Annotated in this window: 19 protein-coding genes; 15 read left to right on the plus strand and 4 right to left on the minus strand. The window is 50.7% G+C overall.

Features of this window, described 5'->3' with window-relative positions; genetic code table 11:
* Positions 1–4 precede the first annotated feature (4 nt).
* The 13 genes from B7988_RS00290 to B7988_RS00350 all read left to right on the plus strand — a co-directional run bounded on the left by B7988_RS00290 (position 5) and on the right by B7988_RS00350 (position 15,559).
* A complete protein-coding gene (locus B7988_RS00290) occupies positions 5–1,057 on the plus strand; it encodes an acyltransferase (RefSeq protein ID WP_088656417.1) in 1,053 nt (350 codons plus the stop codon).
* A gap of 157 nt (positions 1,058–1,214) precedes the next feature.
* The gene (locus B7988_RS00295; protein WP_088656418.1) at positions 1,215–2,318 is read left to right on the plus strand and encodes a VWA domain-containing protein; all 1,104 of its coding nucleotides are present in this window, start codon (positions 1,215–1,217) and stop codon (positions 2,316–2,318) included.
* 12 nt (positions 2,319–2,330) lie between these two features.
* On the plus strand, positions 2,331–3,359 hold the full coding sequence (locus B7988_RS00300; protein WP_088656419.1) for a VWA domain-containing protein: 1,029 nt from the start codon (positions 2,331–2,333) through the stop codon (positions 3,357–3,359).
* Between the two features lie 262 nt (positions 3,360–3,621).
* The gene (locus tag B7988_RS00305; RefSeq protein ID WP_073318661.1) at positions 3,622–4,305 is read left to right on the plus strand and encodes a DUF4956 domain-containing protein; all 684 of its coding nucleotides are present in this window, start codon (positions 3,622–3,624) and stop codon (positions 4,303–4,305) included.
* A 10-nt stretch (positions 4,306–4,315) separates the two neighbouring features.
* Positions 4,316–5,380 (plus strand): HlyD family efflux transporter periplasmic adaptor subunit, encoded by a 1,065-nt coding sequence (locus B7988_RS00310; RefSeq protein WP_088656420.1) that lies wholly within the window; start codon positions 4,316–4,318, stop codon positions 5,378–5,380.
* A gap of 8 nt (positions 5,381–5,388) precedes the next feature.
* The gene (locus B7988_RS00315) at positions 5,389–6,780 is read left to right on the plus strand and encodes a hypothetical protein (RefSeq protein ID WP_088656421.1); all 1,392 of its coding nucleotides are present in this window, start codon (positions 5,389–5,391) and stop codon (positions 6,778–6,780) included.
* Position 6,781: 1 nt separating this feature from the next.
* On the plus strand, positions 6,782–7,612 hold the full coding sequence (locus tag B7988_RS00320) for a polyphosphate polymerase domain-containing protein (protein WP_073318652.1): 831 nt from the start codon (positions 6,782–6,784) through the stop codon (positions 7,610–7,612).
* 31 nt (positions 7,613–7,643) lie between these two features.
* Entirely contained in the window at positions 7,644–9,353 is a 1,710-nt protein-coding gene (locus B7988_RS00325; protein ID WP_073318649.1) for a lamin tail domain-containing protein, read from the plus strand.
* A gap of 80 nt (positions 9,354–9,433) precedes the next feature.
* The gene (locus tag B7988_RS00330) at positions 9,434–11,245 is read left to right on the plus strand and encodes a TolC family protein (RefSeq protein ID WP_088656422.1); all 1,812 of its coding nucleotides are present in this window, start codon (positions 9,434–9,436) and stop codon (positions 11,243–11,245) included.
* Between the two features lie 21 nt (positions 11,246–11,266).
* Positions 11,267–12,265, plus strand: coding sequence for an HlyD family secretion protein (locus tag B7988_RS00335; RefSeq protein WP_088656423.1), 999 nt, complete (start codon positions 11,267–11,269; stop codon positions 12,263–12,265).
* A gap of 11 nt (positions 12,266–12,276) precedes the next feature.
* Entirely contained in the window at positions 12,277–13,542 is a 1,266-nt protein-coding gene (locus B7988_RS00340) for an ABC transporter permease (RefSeq protein ID WP_249268774.1), read from the plus strand.
* Complete coding sequence (locus B7988_RS00345) at positions 13,535–14,725, plus strand: ABC transporter permease (protein ID WP_088656424.1); 1,191 nt, start codon at positions 13,535–13,537, stop codon at positions 14,723–14,725. The genes B7988_RS00340 and B7988_RS00345 overlap by 8 nt, the downstream gene beginning before the upstream one ends.
* A 120-nt stretch (positions 14,726–14,845) precedes the next feature.
* Positions 14,846–15,559, plus strand: coding sequence for a zinc metallopeptidase (locus B7988_RS00350; RefSeq protein WP_083532327.1), 714 nt, complete (start codon positions 14,846–14,848; stop codon positions 15,557–15,559).
* Between the two features lie 36 nt (positions 15,560–15,595).
* Here B7988_RS00350 and B7988_RS00355 read toward each other — a convergent pair whose 3' ends face one another.
* The 4 genes from B7988_RS00355 to B7988_RS00370 all read right to left on the minus strand — a co-directional run bounded on the left by B7988_RS00355 (position 15,596) and on the right by B7988_RS00370 (position 19,714).
* Positions 15,596–17,014, minus strand: a complete 1,419-nt coding sequence (locus B7988_RS00355) for a segregation/condensation protein A (protein WP_088656425.1) — start codon at positions 17,012–17,014, stop codon at positions 15,596–15,598.
* A gap of 74 nt (positions 17,015–17,088) precedes the next feature.
* On the minus strand, positions 17,089–17,490 hold the full coding sequence (locus tag B7988_RS00360; protein WP_073056783.1) for an HI0074 family nucleotidyltransferase substrate-binding subunit: 402 nt from the start codon (positions 17,488–17,490) through the stop codon (positions 17,089–17,091).
* Entirely contained in the window at positions 17,477–17,761 is a 285-nt protein-coding gene (locus B7988_RS00365; protein WP_073056781.1) for a nucleotidyltransferase domain-containing protein, read from the minus strand. Before B7988_RS00365 ends, B7988_RS00360 begins: the two co-directional genes overlap by 14 nt.
* 744 nt (positions 17,762–18,505) lie before the next feature.
* Positions 18,506–19,714: an FISUMP domain-containing protein gene (locus tag B7988_RS00370; protein WP_141225504.1), complete on the minus strand. Its 1,209-nt coding sequence runs from the start codon at positions 19,712–19,714 to the stop codon at positions 18,506–18,508.
* 206 nt (positions 19,715–19,920) lie between these two features.
* On the opposite strand from B7988_RS00370, the gene B7988_RS00375 reads away from it, so the two are divergent.
* Together B7988_RS00375 and B7988_RS00380 are read left to right on the plus strand one after the other, a co-directional pair.
* Positions 19,921–20,478: a hypothetical protein gene (locus B7988_RS00375; protein WP_073056774.1), complete on the plus strand. Its 558-nt coding sequence runs from the start codon at positions 19,921–19,923 to the stop codon at positions 20,476–20,478.
* Positions 20,465–20,653, plus strand: coding sequence for a hypothetical protein (locus tag B7988_RS00380; protein ID WP_073318626.1), 189 nt, complete (start codon positions 20,465–20,467; stop codon positions 20,651–20,653). The genes B7988_RS00375 and B7988_RS00380 overlap by 14 nt, the downstream gene beginning before the upstream one ends.
* Positions 20,654–20,704 lie beyond the last annotated feature (51 nt).

Raw genomic sequence — 20,704 nt, forward strand, 5'->3', positions numbered from 1 at the left:
ATTTATGGAAACTGTGAACACCGCCTCCAAGCCGCGCTACGCCTTTGTCGATTTGGCCAAGGGCATTTGCATTATGCTGGTGGTGTGGCATCATGTGGTGAGCACGTGGGGGCTTGAAACATACCCGCTAAAAGAGGCCGTGTCTTCGTTCAGAATGCCATTGTACTTCTTTTTGTCGGGGCTCTTCTTTAAGGAATATGCGGGATTTTTTGATTTCTGCAAGCGCAAAATCAACAAGTTGCTGATTCCGTTTGCTTTCTTTTTTGTGACCCTGTCGTGCTTGTTGCCCTTTATACTGTATTGTTTTCACTTGCGTGCGAATCCCGGTGCCGCTGTATGGTTTTCTTTTGTGTGGAAACAGTCCTTCCCGAATATCCCGATTTGGTTTTTGCTGAGCCTATTCTGGACGAACCTGATGTTTTACGGGCTGTACTTGGCCGCTAAAAAAGTTGTAGCCAGAAACTTCCCGCAGTATGCGACGGTATCTTTAGTGGTGCTTTCGGTTGTGCTTGGCCTGATCGGTTTTTTCTTGGGCCGCTACAATATCAAGCTTCCTCTGTTCTGGGCGTCTTCGATGACGGCTATTCCGTATTTTTGCGCTGGGCATGTGGCGTTTCGTTATACCAAGATTCTTGCCCCCAATCGCATGGATCGCTGGAATATGCCCTTTGCGCTTTTGGGCTTTGGCCTGGTTGTTGCGCTTGCGTGGAATGCCCCTCCTGATTCGGTGAGTTACGTGAGCAACCGCTATTGGTTCCCGATTTGGAGTGTTTACCTGTGCGGCATTATCGGAACGCTTGCGGTGCTGTTCTTTTCGAAGGCCGTTAAGAAGATTCCACTGGTGTCTTATTTTGGACGTTACTCCATCATGGTGCTTGTGACTCATGGATGGGTGCAGTGGGGTATCATTAAGATTTTGCAGGAAAACCATGTGCATTGGCCGAGGCCCGTGGCGCTTGCCTTTGTTTTTGTGGTGACCATGCTGCTGTATTTGGGCATCATACCGCTCATGAAGCGCTTCTTGCCCCATGTAACTGCACAGAAAGACGTATTTTAATGTTTAATGTGAAATTTGCAATGTGCGATGAATTATTAATCATTCCTCATTTCACATTGCACATTCCTCATCACACATTGTTTTCTAGCCTTTTGACGCACATTTTTGTATATTCTTCTGCGAAATGATTTGATTTTTGCGATTTTTCGGAGATTTTATGGATATTGGTGCGTTACATTTTCAGAATCCCGAAGCCTTCTGGCTTTTGCTTTTAGTCCCTGTTTTAGTCGGTTGGTATATCTATCGTGAACACCGCCGCAAGAGTACCATCAAATTCCCGGCCCTTTCGATTGCCAAACGCGCGGTTCCGAGCCGTCGCGTCAAATTCCGCCATATTGTACCGATTTTGCGCTTGGCCGCCCTCGTTTGCTTTGTGGTTGCACTTGCCCGTCCGCAGAACGCCATGGAAGTGGAATACACCTCTACCGACGGCGTTGACATCATGCTCGCGCTCGATGTTTCGGGTTCTATGGGTACGCTCGATATGCTTACCCGCATGGAGCAGGCGAAGCTCGGCGTGATGAATGCAGAACGCATCCTGAAATCCGGCGACTACTGGAAATATAGCCGCTTGGGTTATGCCCAGCAAGTGATTGCAGACTTTATCCAGAAACGCCACAGCGACCGAATCGGTTTGTCCGCTTTCGGAGCCCGTTCCGTTACTCAGTGCCCGCTGACGCTCGATTACGGATCCCTCCTTGAAATCCTGAAAGCGACCGATGACTTGGCCCGCGATTCCATTATGGGGAGTCGTACGGCCATTGGAGACGGCCTTATGAATTCCCTTGCGCGCTTGCAAAAGTCCGAGGCGAAATCCAAGGTGGTGGTACTCTTGACCGATGGCCGCGATAATGCCAGCGTGGTGCCGCCCATGCGTGCTGCCGACGTCGCGCAATCTCTCGGAGTCAAGGTCTATACCGTTGGCGTGGGCAAAAGAAACGGCAAGATTCTTGCCTTTCAGCAAAATCCGTGGACTGGCGATATCTCTTGGGGTGAACGCGATATTACGCCCGAAGAAGGTATCGACGAAGGCGTGTTAAAGTCTGTGGCCCAAAAGACAGGTGGCCGATTCTACCGCGCCGAAAACAAGGAAGAACTCGAAAAGATCTATTCCGAAATCGACGAACTCGAAAAGACCGAAATCGAAACGGTTGCATACGCCCGCTATGCCGAAAAGTTCTACCCGTGGCTATTGGCGGGTGCACTCTTGATTTTACTTGAATTGTTGCTTGCGAATACGCGCTTTGTGCGCATCCCGTAATGGAGGCTTTAGATGCGATTTGCTGAACCGATGTTCTTGTGGGGCCTTTTAACGCTCCCGTTGTTTGCGCTTCTTTTTGTGTATGCATACCACCGTCGCAAAAAGCTTGCCGCACGCTTTGTTTCGCTTTCGATGTTGCCTAAGCTTTCGACTTCGGTGTCGCCCTGGCGTAGGCTTGCGAAGGTGACCATTTTGTTGTTTGCGATAGCCTTCTTGTTTGTGGCTCTTGCGCGCCCGCAGTGGGGCCGTAAAATGGAACATATCGAACGCCGCGGCCTTGATCTTGTGTTGTTGCAGGACATTTCGCTTTCGATGCTTGCCGAAGACGTCAAGCCGAATCGCTTGACCCGCAGCCGTCATGAAATTTCGGCGTTCTTGGAATCGCTTTCGGGTGACCGTGTGGGGCTTGTGGCGTTCTCGGGCGAAGCCCAGGTGATGGTGCCTCTGACTCTTGATTACGGCACCGTACAGATGATGCTCAGGGAACTGACTCCGGGCTGGCTCATGCCGGGCACGAACCTCGAAAAGGCAATCCGCAAGGGCATGGATTTGTACCGCAATTCCGGAAGTGCGGGGCAATATTCCGTGATGATTTTGATGAGCGATGGCGAAGAGCTTGAAGCCGCTGCCGTAAACGCCGCCAAGGAAGCGGCCGAAATGGGAATCCGCATTTACACGATCGGTATCGGCTCTCGCGAAGGTGTGCCTATTCCGGTGCATTCTAAAAACGGTGAAGTCGCTTACAAAAAAGACATGCAAGGAAACATTGTGACGACCCGTTTGGAAGACGGAACTCTGCAAGAAATCGCAAGCGTTACCGGTGGGCTTTATTTCTATGCGAATCCGGGCGAATTCCAGTTGCAGAAGGTGCTGACTGAAATTGCAAGCCTCGAAAAAAAGGATCAGGCTACTGACCGCATGGAAAACTATCAGGACCGCTACCAGATTTTTCTGGCTCTTGCAGCCCTCTTGTTCTTGATCGAAGCTTTGGTGTCTGAAAGGGGTCGAAAGCGTCGTGTCGGAGCAGGCCGATTCAACTGAAAATCGTAAAAAAAAATTACTGTGATTTGCACGCTATTTGCACACAAGTTTTAGAATGAAAAAATCTTTTTAGGTGTTATTTTTGCCCTTTTTTGCTATTATTCTAACTGGTGTGGTAAAATAGGGTGAATTCGTCCCGAATCGCCTCATTTTTTAGGAACGTTTGGTTTTTGTTCATCCATTTTTACACAGAAATTCGCTATTTTGCGAGTGATTAAAGTAAATTTTGGCTGAAAAATAAAAAGTAAACCACGGAGTCCTTATGCTCGACCTATTAGCCGTCCAATCCGGCACCGCCAACGCCACTCTCATTACGTTGGCGTACACCTTGATTCTCACATTTATCCTTTCTTCGGTGATTGCCTGGACCTACGAAAAAACCTTCCTTGGTTTGTCGTATTCGAGAAACTTTGTGCAGGCCATTGTGCTTAGTGCCGTGGTCGCTGCTACTGTGATGCAGGCTATCGGTGATAACGTGGGTCGCGGTCTTGGCATGATGGGCGCTCTTTCCGTGGTTCGCTTTAGAACGTCTTTTAAGGATCCGCGTGACATTATGTTTGTGTTCGCATCGCTTGGCGCCGGTATCGGTTGCGGTGTGTACGCCTGGGGTGCTGCCGTGGGTGGCACGATTGCCTTTAGCGCGGTTGCTTTCCTCCTTTCCCGTACTGGTCTTGGTACCAAGCATTTCTTTGACGGTATGCTCCGTTTTGCGCTCCCCAACGAAGCCAAGGTCCGTGGTCAGATCGAAGACATCATGAGGTCTAGCCTCAAGACGTTCATCTTGATTACGATGCGTGAAGTTGACGGCGGTGCTCGCCTTGACGTCGCTTACCAGATTCGCCTGCGTGCCACTCATCCGGCTGCAGAAATCCTGAGCGAACTCTCTAAAATCGAAGGCATCTCGGACGTACAGTTCATGATGCAGGACGCCACGACGGAAATGTAAGGGAGACGGTATGAACAAGCTTAGCGATATGCTCGAAAATTTTTGGAACACGCACAAGTCTAATGCCGGTGTCGCTTATGTCTATGGCCACAAGCTTTCTATTGCCTGGGTTCTTTGCGTAATCATTGCCATTATTCTTGGGTTCATGTATCAGGGCAAGATTGCAACCTTCCAGGGTATTGCAGAAGCTGCAGAAACAACCATTAGCGTGCCGAGCCCGACCGAAGTGGTCAAGGTGCACGTGATGCCTGGTCAGTCCATTAATGCAGGCGATACCATCGTGGAACTCAACCGTCCGGACCTCACGCTCCGTATTGCCGAAGTGACTCGCGAACTCGATGCGAGCGAAGGCCGTAGCAACCTTTCTGCCGCCGACATCGACCAGAAGGTCGCTGCAGTCAAGGCCGACCTTGCCACGAAGACCCTTACGCTCAAGTCCGAAATCAACAGACTTGAAACCGAATACAAGAAGAACAAAGAAATTGCTGCAAAGCTCAAGAGCCTCAAGGGTTCCAACGCCAACAGCGACGGTAACGACGCTATGGCTATGCAAATCAAGAGCTTGAAGAACGAACTTGCCGTTGCTAACGCCAACGCCAACGAACAGATCAAGCTCCTGCGCAGCAGCAACCGTTTGCAGAAGGATGCTGGCAAGAGCGAAGTCGAAAACCTGCAGAAGGAACTCGAAGAACTCAAGAAGCAGCAAGAAGAGTTGACCCAGATTGCCAAGGAAAGCTGGGTTGTGGGTTCCGTGAATGTTCATGACGGCGAAAAAGTATCTAGCTTCGCCCCGATCGTCACCCTCACTCACAAGTCTCCGACGTTGGTTCGTGGCTACATCCACGAAAGAATGTACCAGCGTTTGGATGTTGGTGAATCGGTCAAGGTGAAAAGCCTCAGTGGAACGGGTAAGCCTATCAAGGGTAAGGTTGTTGGTCTTTCTAGCCGCATCGTGGAATTCCCCATGCGTATGTGGAAAATGCCCGAAATGCCGATTCACGGCCGCGAAGTTATTATCACAATCCCTGCTGAAAATTCGTTCTTGCTGGGCGAAATGGTGACCATCTCCGAATAGTTTGATTTATGAAAAAATCCGCTCTTGTATCTCTGTTTGTTGCAGCACCGTTGCTTGCCGCTCCCTTGACTTGGGAAACGCTTATCCAGTCTGCAGACCAGGATGTGCGTTATCAGGCTTCTCAAAAGCGTGCAAACATTGCGACCTCCCGCAATACCAAGTTGTGGGAAAAACTTGAACTCCGTTACAAGCTTGATGGTTTTAGTTTTGCCCAGCACGATTTTGAACTTCGCATGACGCCGAAGCCTTTTGGCGAAGGCTCTGCCGACCGTGCTCATTACGAAGCTCAGATGGCCTATGCGAATGCGAATTTGGCTGAAGACCGCGCCGTTCTTTTGTACGACCGCTACGAACGCGGAATTCATTACCTGATGCGCAAGCGTATCAACGCGCTTAATCAGGAACTCTACCAGATCAACGCTGACCGTATCGAAGTGCTGCACCTCAAGTCGGGTTCTCCCAACTTCAACCCGCAAGACTTGATGTCCGCTCTTGAAAAAGAAGCTTCGATTCGCGCGGCTCTCATCAACGATTCCAACTCGCTCCAGAATTCCGAAAGAAAACTCCGCGTGTGGATTCCTGAATTCGATAGCATTGAACTGGATTCCTCTTGGCTTCCGCCTATGGAAGATATCGAAGCTCAGTTGAAAGACGGCATCGAAGTAAGCGACAAGTTCCCGCAAGTTGCCATGGCCAAGGGCAAGATGGATTCCGAAAAAGCTCGCGCCAAGCAAGATGTAGCTAGCCGCCGCGACTACATTTCGCATATCGGTATCGGCTATTCGCTCAAGATTCCGTCTTTGATGAAAAAGTACAAGGATATGGGCTACGACGATTTGTGCAATACGAATAGCGAATATTACAGCGAAGACGATTGTACCAAGTGGAAGGATAAAGCCTATAACGAAGAAACCGCTCGCTTTGACAACACGTATTCTATCCAGAGACTTGTGGATGACAAGGACAATCGTCGCACTCGTGACAAGTTCTTTGCAAACATTGGCATTAAGCTTCCGTTCTTTGACAGCAACAAGGATGACGATCTGCGTAACCAGGTGGCAGACCTTGAAGCCGAAGGCGATTATATGGAAAAGTTCCGCGACGTGAGCGTGAAGGTGAATCGCCTTGTCGAACAGATCAACGGATTCCTTGCTCAATGGAAGGTCCAGAAGGATTTCGCAGACAAGGTAAAGGCCGGTAACATCTTCGAGCAGTTTGCGAAAGACGCCGGATCTGACCCGCTTCTGTTGCTGCGCGCCCGTGAATCCGCTGTCGAAAGCGAACTGAATGCAGCCAAGCTCGAAACCGACATTTACGACCTTTATCTTGAACTGTTGCAGTATGCAGGCCAGCTTTCCAAGGAAGGCGTGCAGAACCATTTAGTCGGGGGGCTCAAGTAGTATGGCCGAAGCCCGCGGATTTAGCCTTCTCGAAAGGTTCGAACTCAAGTACCACATTCCCGTGGAATGGGCGGACCGTATCGGCGCATTCCTTGCTCCGTACTGCGAAGAAGACTATTACTCTAAAATTACGCCGGGCGGATTCTACTGGATTACGAACCTCTACTTGGATTCGCCTTCTTGGACGTTCCTCGGCTGGAAAAAGAAACAGTTGCTGGATCGCTTCAATATGCGCATTCGCACCTATGGTGAACACCCGGCTCAAGACGGAACGTTCCACTTTGAATGCAAGCGCAAGATCAAGAACATTTGCTACAAGAGCCGCGGAACCATCAAGGGCATTAACCCGGGCGAAGTCTGGAACATGAAACCCGAAGATTGGCCGTGCAAGGGCGAAAAGGACCGCATGTACATCAAGGATTTCTTGTACAAGACGGAACTCTACAATGCGCACCCGCGCCTTTTGACCCAGTACAAGCGCCGCGCCTGGTTCGGACTTCGCGAAGAATATTCCCGCGTGACGATCGATACCGGCATGCGTTTCCGCGAAGAAAACGGTTTTGATTATACGGTCGATCCGCATTACATGCATTCGACGGGTCTTCCGAGATTTTTCCAGCCGGCATGCGATGCCGTGCTCGAACTCAAGTGCCCCTGCTCCCAGGTGCCGTACTGGATGTTCGACTTGATCAAGTTCTTGAACTTAAAACACGCTGCCTTCTCCAAATTCGGCAACGCCGCCGCAGAATGGAAACGTGTATACGAAAATCCGCGTCGCTTTAAGACTCCGTACTGGACGAAGCTTGCCGTAGGCGCTGGCGAAAATTATTAAAATAGAAGAAAGTTTTTGCGAGGATACCTCTATGGATATCAAAAAGATTCTTTTGGCTGGTTCGGCAGTGACCGCAATGGTTCTTGCCACCTCTTGTTCCAGTGACTCGTCTACGGAACCGGATCCTGCTGATCCGACCGTTTCTTCGTCTTCGGAAGGTGGTACGAATCCTGCCCCGACTTCGTCTGCGGGCGATACTCCTGCGACGGGTTCTTCGAGCAGCGTTAACGGTGACGTTCCCAAATCTTCGGCTACTGAAGTGGTTGATTCTTCGTACACCCAGATGGCGATTACCGAAATCATGTATAATGCTGACGATGGTTCCGCATTGGAATGGGTCGAAGTGACAATCCAGAGTGGTCCGGATATTAGCAGCATGTTGGCTTCGGGTATGCGTTTGGATGGTGCTCTTTCCTTTACGTTCCCGAATGAAGAACTCAAGAAGGGCGAATACATTGTCGTGACCAACGACAAGGATTTGTTCATGCAGACTTATCCCGAATTCAAGGGCCGTCTCTATGGTCCGTGGGATAATGATCCGAAGACTGGTGCTGTGGCCAAGCTTTCGAACGAAGGCGACGTGATTGACGTGAAGCTGACGGGTGAAGGCGACGTGAGCTGCTCTTACAGCATGGAACCGCCTTGGCCGTCTCTTGCTAACGGCAAGGGCCGTACGCTCGTGTACAAGGGCGGGAACGCTGCCCAGGCAACCTCCTGGGGCGCAAGCAAGATTATGAACGGTAATCCTGGTGTGGGCAACGATGAATGGCTCACGACTTCGAACATTCGTTTGAACGAAATTATGCCGTCTGGTACGGGTACCGATGCCTGGGTAGAACTTTACAATGCGGGCAGCGCCGATGTCGATGTGAGCGGCTGGATTTTTGAATCCAAGATCCGTAAGGAAAAGCTCTCCATTAAGGCCGGCACCGTTCCTGCAAAGGGTTACCTTGTCTTGAATGCCGCGACAGACTTTGTTGATAGCGAAGGTGCCGCCAAGGAACTGATCGTTAGCGATATCGGTGGTTCTTATTACCTGTATGGCGCCACCGAAGGTGATGAATCCAGTTTGCTCTTGCCGTCTAGTAAACTTTCGAGCGGTGTGGTGGACTTGAGTGATGGCTCTACGGCTCAGGGGGCGCTTGTCGAAGCGACTCCGGGGGCTGCAAACTCCAAGCTTTATATTGGTGGCTTGGTCATTAGCGAAATTCACTACCATCCGAACGAAGAAGACCCGAACGACGCTGAATTCCTGGAACTCAAGAATTTGTCTGAAACCGCCATTACGCCGTTTGAAAAGCTTTCAAACGGAAATAGAGGTTGGAAGGTCGAAGGTATTAACTTTGAATTTGCCTCAACTGACGTGATTCCGGCGGGTGGCATTGTAGTGCTGTTCCCTGATTCCTTGCAGACTGCTTTGGGTGCGGATAAACTACGCAAGCGTTTCTCAATTGACGAAGGCGTGTTAATTAGCTTCTATAGCGGTAAACTTTCTAACCGCGGTGAAACGATTGCGGTCAAGAAACCCTACTTCTATCAGAAAGATGCTTCGAACCCGCTTAATGACCAGTGGTACTATGACTGGTCCGATGCAACGCTCTATAGCGATAAGTGGAGCGGCAATGGCATTGACTACAAGCGTGCGGACGGTCACGGCTACAGTTTGCAACGTAAGGACTTTAGCACCATGGGCTACGAAGCGTCCGCCTGGATTGCCGCGGAACCCACTCCCGGTAAGTAAAGTTATATAATTGCTATTATAGCGTAGAAGCCACCTTTAAAGGGTGGCTTTTTTTGTAAAAAATATATATCTTTTAAGGTATGAAAAAGAGTTTGTTTTTGGGTATTGCTGCGAGTGCTGCCGTTTTTGCAGCACCCATTTCGCTATCGGACGCCATTGCGATGGCAAAGGCGAACAATTCGCAGATTAAGGCCGAAAAGGCCAAGGTCGAAATGGCCGAAAGTGGTCAGTCCGAGGCCCGTTCCCGTTTTATGCCCCAGCTTTCGCTGACGGCCAGCGTGACAAAGATAAACGACCCGATCTATATTGATTTGGGTCAAATCCAACAGGGGCTAAGTGGACTTGCAGACGGTCTTGCGACGGTTGGCCCTGCAGGGGTGTATTCCAAGGCTTATATCGATGCCTATAACAAGGCCCAGGCCGGTTACGAGCAGGCATATGCCGGTGCAAGGGCGCAAGGTCTGAGCGAAGCCGAGGCGAATGCCTTTGCCTTGGACAAGGTAGGTGGTTCTGCACAAGAAATCGCTCAACAGACGGCAGACAAGTATGCGGCTGACAGCAAGCAACAGCTTGATGCTGCAAAAGCGAAAATCGACGATGCCGATTTCCGCATGAAGGTGCAGGACGACGTGTTCTTTAATGCGCGCTTGACTGCTATTTGGCCGATTTTTACGGGCCTCAAGATTTATTCCGCCTACGATGCCGCCAAAGAAAACGTGAATGCCAAGAAGGCGGCCTTTGACATGGCGCAAAACACAATCCTCATGGATGTGGCTACCAAGTACTTTACGCTTCGCCTGGCCGAAGAATTGACGGTGCTTCGCGAAAGCACCAAGAAGAACTTGGAAGAACACTTGGCCCGCTCCAAGAAACTGGAAGAAGGTGGCCAGATTAGCAAGGCGGAACGCCTGCGCGCCGAAGTGGCTTTAGCTGAGGCTGAAAACGCGCTTGAAGATTCTTACCGCGACCAAACTCTTGCTCGCTTGGCTCTTGCAAGTCTGTTGCATACGGACACGAACATTACGGCAATCACTCCGGTGCTTGCTCCGGAGCAGACCTTGGCCATGGAAGAATTCAAGCAGCTTGCGATGGATAGACACCCGGGTCTGCGTCAGTTGCGCACCGAGCGCAAGCGCAGTCAAGATGCGGTAAGTGCTGCCCGCGCCGATTATTTCCCGACGGTCGCACTCTTTGCCTATAAGGAACTTTATACCCGCGACCTGACGCTCTTGGAGCCCGATTGGGCGGTGGGTGCCAAGATGCAGTGGGACTTGTTCAAGGGCGGCGAGACTCGCTCCAAGGTGAGCAACGCGAAGGCTCTCGACCGTTCGCTTTCGAGCATGGAAGAGCAGACCATGGATAACATTGGCCTGCTGGTTGAAAAACGCTGGCGTGAAATGGAGCATGCCAAGAGCCGCTTGGAAAGCCTGAAGAAGACTCGCGAATTGGCCGAAGAAGCGCACCGCAGCCAGACTTTGGCTTACGAAGCGGGCCTTGCCACGGGCTTGGATGTTGTGGATGCAGAACTTGCGCTTTCGCGCTTGCAGGTGGCTGACTTGAAGGCGCATTACGACGCGGTGGTCGCCTGGCTTGGACTTTTGGAAGCAAGTGGAGAAGTGGTGAATGCGGGCGAGATGCTCAAGAACGTAAAGCCTGTGGAAGAGACGAAGGTTGAAGAATCGAAGCCCGCTGAACCTGCTCCCGCTGCTGTCGAAACGGTTCCGCCCGCTGTAGAAACCGTTGCAAGCGACTCTACAAACGCTGCCGCGAGCCCCTCAACAAACGTCATTGCGAACCCCGAAGGGGTGAAGCAATCTACAGCAGCAGATTCTGCACCGGCAGATAGCGCCAAGGCGCCAGAAACGGCAACGCCTGCTACACCCGCAAACTGATTTTAGAAACGGAGAAAAAGAATGAACGTCATGAAAGTGATTGGAAAAACTTTGGTCGTCTTGGCGTTGATTGCCCTGATTGGCCTTGGTATCGTTACCTTGCAGAAGTTCGCGACTGAACCGCGCGATGCCTATTTGCAAGGCCAGATGGAAGCTCGCCGAGTACTTGTGGCGGGCAAGGTTCCCGGACGCGTTGAACAGCTGTTCTTCCGCGAAGGTGACATGGTCGAAAAGGACGCCATTGTGGCAATCATCAGTAGCCCAGAAATCGAGGCGAAAAAGATGCAGGCCCAAGGTGCTTTAGGTGCTGCTCGCGCCCAGGCAAACAAGGCTAAAAACGGCGCCCGCTCCGAAGACATTACGGCTCTTAAGGCCATGGCCGACCGGGCGCAAGATGCCGCGAACCTCGCGAAGAACACTTACGACCGTGTGCAAAAGCTTTATAACGAAGGCGTGCTCCCGCTCCAGAAACGCGACGAAGCCGAGACCCAGATGAAGGCGTCGCAGTCTGCTGCCGACGCCGCCAAGGCCCAGTACGAACAGGCGCTCGCCGGCGCCCGCAGCGAAGACAAGGCTGCTGCAAACGCACTCGTGATGCAGGCGAAGGGCGCCAACGCCGAGGTCGACGCCTATCTCGAAGAAACCAAAATCCGCGCCCCCATCGCAGGCGAAGTCTCCGTGAAACTGGTCGAAGAGGGCGAAGTCGTGGGCTCCGGCATGCCGGTGGTTGCCATTACCGACCTCGACGATTCCTGGGCGGTATTCCACTTGCGCGAAGACTTGCTCAAGAATGTGTCCAAGGGCAAGACTTTCAGCATGTTCATTCCGGCACTCGACAAGAACGTGGAAATGGAAGTCAGCTACATTGCGTCTGTAGGCGATTACGCCACCTGGCGCAGCTCCAAGGAAAGCGGCGGCTTTGACCTCAAGAGTTTCGAAGTGCGCCTGCGCCCGAAAACCAAGATTGAAAACCTGCGCCCCGGCATGAGCGTGCTTTTCCCGATGGAACAGGTTCAGTAAGGTCGTGCGCCTTGTTTATCGATTTCATTAGAGCGATTCGCAAAATCTATATCAGTCACAATATCGTGTTGTGGCTGGTGCTCCTGATTTTGCCGGTGGTGACATCGGTCTTTATGGTGAATTTCTTTTCGGCCGAAATCATTCAGCATGTGCCAATTGGCCTTTTAAAGCAGGACCGTTCGCAGCTGGCCGATAAAGTCGAAATGGCATTGCGTGCAGACCCCGTGCTCGAAGTCGCGGTGGAATGCCACGACCGTAGCGAATGCGAACATGCGGTGATTCGCGGTGACTTGCAGGCGTTTATCGTGCTCCCGTACGACATGGAACGCCGCGCGCTCCGGCTTGAAACGCCCGTGATTCCGGTGTATTCCAGCGGCCAGAATTATCTTACGAATACGTTTGCGGTCAAGGAAATCCGCTCGGTGATTTCGACGATTGGCGCCGACCTGTTTACCAAGCAGATGGATGACCCAATTCATGTAGAACTTAAGTCCGTGAGCAATAATAGCGGTAACTACCAGGGCTTTTTAGGGCTCGGGCTTGTGACGGCGCTTTTTCATTTGGCAGGAATTTTGGCGGCGGTGTACCTGTTCAGTTTTCCGTTCCGCGATCACCGCGTCCGCGAATTTTTGCAGGCTGCGGGTGGCTCGCGCGTGGTGCTTGGTGCCGCGACGGTGCTACCGCTCGTTTTAATCCAGTGGATTTCGATGGTGGCGGTGTATGCGTATGCTCGCCGTGCGCTTACCCCGATGACGTTCGATGAATTCGTGGTGGTGTCTGCAGGGCAGCTGGCGATGTTTCTCGCTTGCTCTGGAGCGGGGGCCGCCTTTGTGGGCATTACAGGCAACATGCGTATGTCTTCGAGCGTGGCGGGCGTTATCGCCGGCCCCGCATTTGCCTTTGCGGGTCAGACATTCCCCGTGATGGCGATGCCCTTGGTGGTGCGCGGTTTTGCTTTCCTGCTTCCGCTCACGCATGTTTTAAAGGTGCAGTCTACCATGCTCTTGGGCTCGGTCGGCAAGGCGCATGCCTGGGAATCGATCGTGGTACTTTTGTTCATGGCGTTGTTCTGGCACCTACTCGCCTCAAAATTGTTGTTCTTGCGTTGGAAAGTCGCCGAAGAAAAAGAGGCGGATTGGGAAGCTCGCGAAAAGTTGCACCTGAAGGATAAACTGAAAAATATTGCCGGCGCCGTCTATTCGGATTTGAGTATTCGCAAGGCGGTCGCATCTGAAATTGCCAAAAGAAAATTGCATAAAGGAGGCAAAAATGATTGACCTCTTTAAGCGACTTTTCAAGGTGGCTTTTGCCGAATGGAAGCTTTTTTACACCGACCCTGCGGCGGTGCTGTTGCTGGTGGTGGCGGGCGTGCTTTACGCATTCTATTACCCGACGCCTTACATGAAACAGACGGCTACAGATGTACCTGTGGCGGTGGTGGATCTTGACCATACGGTCATGTCGCGCGAACTCACGCAGATGTCTGCCGCAGCCCAGCAGATTGATGTGCGCTATGTGTTTTCGGATATCCGCGAAGCGGAACAGGCCATGGCCGAAGAAAAAATCTACGGGTTCATGGTAATTCCCAAAGACATGGAAAAGACGCTCCGTAACGGTGGCAAGACGAACGTGAACGTGTTCACGCACGGCGCCTACGTGATGCTCCACGGCAACATCGGAACGGCGTTTACTACATGCGCATTGACTGTTGGGGCAACTACCAAAGTCAAGCGGATTGCTTTAGGTAAAAAGGTTCCTGCAGCCAAGGCGATTGCTATGCGCGACCCGATTCCCATCAGCGTGCAGACCATGTACAACAACACGGGTAGCTATTCGAACTATGTGGTGCCGAGCGTGTTGGTGCTGATTTTGCAGCAGACGCTGGTGATTGGCATTTGCATTCTGGGCGGAGCTCGTGCTCACCGCAAGTTCCGCAAGTTGCAACGCGACAGCTCCGTCGAAAACGAACTGATGCCTTACCGTTACTTTGGCCGTTCGCTCGCGTACTTCTTGCATTACTGCAGCTTTATCCTGTTCTACCACTTTGTAGTGTACAACGTGTTCGATTTTCCGCGCCGTGGTGAAATTTTGCCGATGGTGGCTTTTGCAATCGTGTTCCTGTTCTCGGTTATCAACTTCGGGATGGTGCTTTCGCAGGTGTTCCTGCGCCGCGAAACGAGCATGCAACTGTTCCTGTACATGAGCATCCCGATTCTGTTCCTTTCGAATTTTAGCTGGCCTACCGAACTGATTCCGGCGTGGATGAAGGGTTTCTCTTGCTTGTTGCCCTCGACGTTTGCCATTCCGGCATGGCTTGCCATTGAGCAGCGCGGCGCCGATATTTACGATGCGGCATCGCTTCTGTTGCCGCTCGCTTTGCAGGCGGTGTTCTACCTGTTGCTCGGGCTCGTGCTTACCAACCTCCGCGACGGCAGTAAGCTCAAAACCGGCGACATGTAATTAATTCGGAGTTCTGATTTCGGAATAGACATAACCGCTTCCTACTTCCTACCGTCTACTTTTGTATATTATAACAGGAAAAATAAACCCTGTTTACTAAACACCGCACCGGAGGCGCCTATGATGTTCGATCCTTTATACATGATGATTCTCCTGGTGACGCTTGCCCTTTCGGGTAGCGTTTCTTGGATGGTCAAGTCCCGTTTTAACGCTGGCCAAAAAGTCGGCATTTCGAGCGGCCTTACCGGTGCCGATGTGGCGAAGGCAATTCTCATGGATGCGGGCATTACCGACGTGAAGGTGCTGCAGCATCACGGATTCTTGTCGGACCATTACAATCCGCTGAACAAGACTCTGAACTTGTCACCTGAAGTTTATAACGGTCGCAATGCGTCTGCCGCGGGCGTTGCCGCTCACGAAGTGGGCCACGCCATTCAGCATGCGCAGGGGTATTTCCCGCTGTGGCTGCGTTCGTTTATTGTGCCTGCCGCAAACCTTGGCTCGAATCTTGGCCCGTGGCTTGTGATTCTCGGCATCATCCTGATGAGTGCGGGCCGTGCGCTCGGCTATTCGCTCGCCGTGGCGGGTGTGCTGCTGTTCGGTATCGCGACACTCTTTACGCTCGTGACTGTGCCGGTAGAATTCGACGCTTCTTCCCGCGCCAAAAAGGTGCTTGCTCGCCTCGACATCGTGGCGCAGGGCCGCGAATACAATACGGTTTCGGGAGTGCTTTTTGCCGCAGGGCTTACCTACGTGGCTGCCGCCATCGGCTCCATTATGCAGTTGCTTTATTGGGCGTACCGCGCCGGACTTATCGGCGGTCGGCGAGACTAGTCTTCTATTGTCATCCCGGGCTTGACCCGGGATCTCCTAGTCATTAGTATGAACCTCTATAGACGAGAAATCGTCATCGTCGTCAGAATTGTCTGAATTTTCATTAGCTTGGGAGTCGTAGAACGCCTGGGCTTTTTTCATGAACGCTTCGAATTCTTCGTCCGTCATGTTGTCAGCGGGCTGCGGCTCTTCAGAGGAGATTTCTTCTGCAGGCTCGATCGAGGCGTCGACAGGTTCTTCGCTCACGTCATCGCGAGCCTCTGGCGAAGCAATCTCTTCCACCGGCGTTTCTTCAGCAACCGGCGCGCTTGTTTCTTCCGCAACCGTTTCAGTTGTCGTCGCGGCTGTGTCAGCAACAGGTTCTGCAGGTGCGTTCTCTGCCGGGGCCTGAGTCCCTTCAGTCGGAGCCTGCGCACCTTCTGTAGGCGCGGCATTTTCCGTCGCCTCGTCTTCCTTCATCATTTCGGCGAACGGGTTTTCCTGCACTTCGCTCAAGTCTTCGCGACCTTCGAGCATGGCGTTCAAATCGTCTTCGCTCACGTTCCGTCCGCGTTCTGTCCACAGCACGGCTTCGCGCATCACTGCGGCCAAGTCGCCCACGGTCTGTTCCTTGGAACGTGCAATCGCCTGGTTGCGAATCGCTTCTACAAGGCCCGGCTTCACGTCTGGATCCTTGCTGAAGAATACGGTCTCGTGCGCCATTTCTTCGGCGTAGTCGGCGTTATTCTTCTTGCGGTAAATCCAAATCGGTCCAAACAGTTCGCTCTGGCGGAACACGATTTCGTCCGTCTTGATCATCTCGAGCATGGCCATGAAGGTCACCGCCGCCACAATCGGGTGAGAATCGTTGTCGAGCAAATCTTCGAACAGGGCGCGGCCATTCACCGCAAGATAATTGTTAATCGCCTGCTGACGGTCCTGAATGGTCACGTAGTCGAGTTCGATGTGGTGAATCGTTTCCGAAATCTTGGTCTTCAGGCTCTTCTGGTAAGCGCGGAAAAGCTGCCAAATGTTTGCGTCAGCCAAAGTCTCTTCGTCGGTCTGCGTCTTTTCAAGGCGTCCGCGGGAATACGTACCGAAGTTTTCGCTTTCCATTTCTTGCAGCCCGCTCGCCACCTGCTTAAAGCGCTGGTATTCCAGCATTTCCTTCATGAGCTGTTCGCGGTCTTCGTTGTATTCCGCTTCCATCTCGGGGTCGCGCTGCTCGGCCGGCAAAAGTTCCTGCACCTTTAAAGCCATCAAGCGGCTCGCCATGTACAAGAAGTCGCCCGCCTTCGACAAGTCGGTTCCCTCGTACTCGTTCACCCACTTTAAGAACTGGTCCGCAATTTCGGCAATCGAAATCTGTTCGAGCGGAACTTCCTTCTTCTGAACAAGATACACCAGCAAGTCCATCGGGCCGTTAAACGCCCCAATGCGTACTTCGTATTCTTCCTGTTCTTCGACTTCGGTCATTTACGGTAAATGTAGTTAAAATCATTCGGCTTGAACGCGTTTTCAGAGCGCGAAGGCGAATTCCACTCGGCGATTTAATCTTTCAATTCTTCAATTTTGACGAGCATCTTTTCGGAGAAGTGTTCGAAAGCGTTGATGTAGCTGTCGTAAACTCGATTTAGCACAGCCTCAAACGCTTCTTCGTCATAGACATGTGTTGCGGAGTTTCGGTCTTTTAACATCTGCAACCAGGTTTGCTCATCATCAATGAAATTATACTTGAAACCAGCCTTGAGGATTTCGCGCGGAGAACCGTTCTCGGCTTCGTTAATGGCGTGGGCTCGCATAACTTCTTGTAAAGTTTTCCATGACAACTCAAAAGCGAGACTAAATTGTCCGATAACACCAGTACGATAAATTTCATCGCTTTTTGCCATATCGCGATTGGAGTTTTTCAGCACGTCAAAACATGCAACAAAGTTGTCAAACTTTTGCATAAAGCAGGACTCCCTCGCGCTGGATGTTGTCTTTCAATTTTCTTGAAGCAACTCCGTCCATGTTAATTACATCGAACGAAAGCAAGGTGTCTGCTTTTTCTTCAAGCAGTTCCTCAAAACGGGCCAGATTGCCGCCGGACACCGCGAGGTCAATATCACTGCGTTCGCGGTTTGTACCTCGTGCCCTAGAACCAAATAGAATAACGCGGTCAAGGAAACATTCCTTGGCAAAGGTCTCTATCTGGTGTATTATGTTTATCGGCAAGTTCATTTGATGCTCCATTTACAATATACATTATTTACGGGAAGAATGGGCATGTTTATTGCAAGAAGGGGGCCGTATCCCCCTGGTTCGCACTACGTTGCTCTCCACCCCCTTGCCTAAGGGGTCTGCCCCCTAAAACCCCCAGCTTCAAAAATGCCCACGGCTCCAGAAATGTGCTCGTCTCACTCTTACACGACCGTTCGACTCGCGTCTCACTCTCGCTACAGTCCCAGCTTAACGCATGGGGCTTTAAGCTCACATGGCCTCGGCCTTCGGCCTCTAATGTTCGCTCAACGACACATTTTCTTCCGCCTTAGGGCATTCATTTCCGGTTGTCTTGCCGCACTTGATGCGGCACCTCCTTTCCCCGCCCGCGTCATGCCGATGGAAATCGGCATCAGCTTTTCATGTCCGAAAAAAACGCTCCGTCTCAGCCTGCTCCGCACGAGCCCAAAGACTGTTCGTCTTACGCCTCACTCTCGCAAATATGCTTGGTTAATACCAAGCATTTATTGCTCACGGAAATTACAGTCTTCGGCCTTTACTGTCCGCTTAGCGGCCAGTCATTCGCCGCCGCTTTCTTTAGGCATCCATCATCAGACGCGGCTCAAGAGCTTCGATTTTGTAGTTCTTGCGAGTGAAATTTTTCTTAATGTTCTTCTTAGACATAATAACCCTCAATGGCATCCCGTACGGAATGCCGATTTTTTTTGATTTTTTGTTTAAAATTTTACAGTTTGAAAGTGATGGTTATTCAACCATTACACAACGGACGGAAAAACCATGGGTTTTGTAAACATTACCGGAAGAATTTGCAGTTTCACCATTCGATTGATAGCCTGCAATCGACGCAATGCCTCCGTATTCAACACTTTCAATAGGATAATACCAATAAGCGCCTGTTTTCAAATCTTCAAATTCATGATTCCAATTATACCCAGCGCCAATCAAGCTATATCCGCTGTAGTTCAGTCCGCCAAAACTAGTGGCTCGCACGCCTTTTGCCCCGGCATCATTTCCGTCTGCATGAACAACGATGTAGAAATCGTCATAAGTCAGCAAGCGCCAGCCATCGGGGCAAATTCCCTGATGATTCGGCTTAATCGAATCAGCACAACTCTCCGTATTGCAACGACTCGGCAACTGCATCATTTCCGCCCACTGATAGAGTCCGCCATATTTATCACAGTTGGTAGTGTCATTATCGTAGCAATAGCGTTCAATTTTGGAATCGTCATCCTGTTCCTTTTTTCCATCAACCATTACGCCGATGTTCAAATTCTCAGCCATCACTGTAACAGAAGCCGGCTTATTATTCTTATCAACACCATTAATCGTCAAATAATAATAGGTCCGACCGTTACGAGTATCTGTAAACTGCTTATAGGCTCCAGTAAGAACACTATCAGAATACAAAGCTTTTCGGTGATTATACGGCACATACTCGCTACTACTCGATTCTCCCACCACACTGCTGCTAGAAGCCACAACACTCGAAGAAGACTGCTTTACGTCTTCGCTGCTGCTCGACTTGGCTTCCGAAGAAGAAGACGGCTTTACCGAGGAACTGGATTCCTTCGCCTTTTCTACTGAAGAACTGGACGTTTCGTCTTTTTTAGAAGACGAAGAGGCGACCTTACCTTCGCTAGAAGAGGACTTCGATTTTTCTACCGACGAAGAAGACTTACCCTTATCGGCACTCTTTTGCGAGCTAGAAGAATTTTTGGAAACCTCACCGCTACTAGAGCTGGTATCGTCGCAGTCATCGCTCTGTTCCTCGCACTGGCGAGGTTCTGGCGAAACAGAAGAAGAGGATTCATCGCCACATGCACCAAGCAGGGCTAGAAGAATGGACAGAGCCAATAACATGCGAAGCGAATGCCGCGGCAGGCTGCTTGCAGACTGACATGGCTGAGCTGATGCTGTTATGCGCTTGCGCAATACGTTAAAAATCTTCACAGAAGACCTCCAGTTGTAAAATCCCACCAAACTTTTTTGCGAAATATAATAAAGTAATCAACCGAATTTTTTTTTCAAACCTCTTGACAATCCGATTTCAGCAATTTATATTTAGTGCACGAGTGTGTAGTAAACTGATTTTTGCGCACGAAGCAAAATAATTAAAGCCCCGCCTTTTTTAGCTTGTAGGCGGATTGGAGTAAAAGATGAAGAGCTCGCTGGTAAGCGGTTGTGTTGACATTTGGTTGGACGAAATAGTCCCTTGCCTCAAGGATGTCGAAACCGGAGAAATCAAGGAAACGGTGGTATTCAAGATTGAAAGCCGCTCGTTTTTGAGAAAGTTCAAGGAAAAGGACGGATGGGGAATCAATTGGATTGATGTTCCCAATGATGTCGAGGTGTATGCACTTGCCTTGAAGGAAAATAATGAAATCCAAGGGTTAGTTGGTGTAAAGAATGATGAAAATGCTCAAGCGGCGTATTTGCATTGGGCTTGCACTGCTCCACACAATAATAAACACTTGTTTGGAAAACAGAAATTTAGTGGGGTTGGCGGTCATCTTTTTGCAATTGCAGCAGACCGCTCAATGTTATGGAGTTATAAAGGGTATGTTTATGGATTTGCCCTTAACAAGGATCTGCTAAATCACTATATTAAAGTTGTTGGAGCATCCTTTTTAGGTGTGTTGCATCCGTTTCATTTCATGCTTGACAAGGGCGCTGCGCAAAAACTTTTGGAGGTCTATACCTATGAATGGAATTAGAAAGCCTGCGGTAATTCTGGCGGACTCCATGGAAGAATATATGGCGACGCCGGATCCGTACAAGCCCACTCCGAAAAGTAAGTTGAATATTTTTAAGCTTGGTGAATATGCTGAGCGTGTCGGCAAGAAAATTGAGGAATTGACTGCCGAAGAAATATTGCAGTTTAAGATTTAACAAAATAGCCTCCTGTTAGGGAGGCTTGCTTATAACCTTGCGGCGTAGCCG

This window comes from Fibrobacter sp. UWB1 (assembly GCF_002210325.1).
Lineage (GTDB): Bacteria > Fibrobacterota > Fibrobacteria > Fibrobacterales > Fibrobacteraceae > Fibrobacter.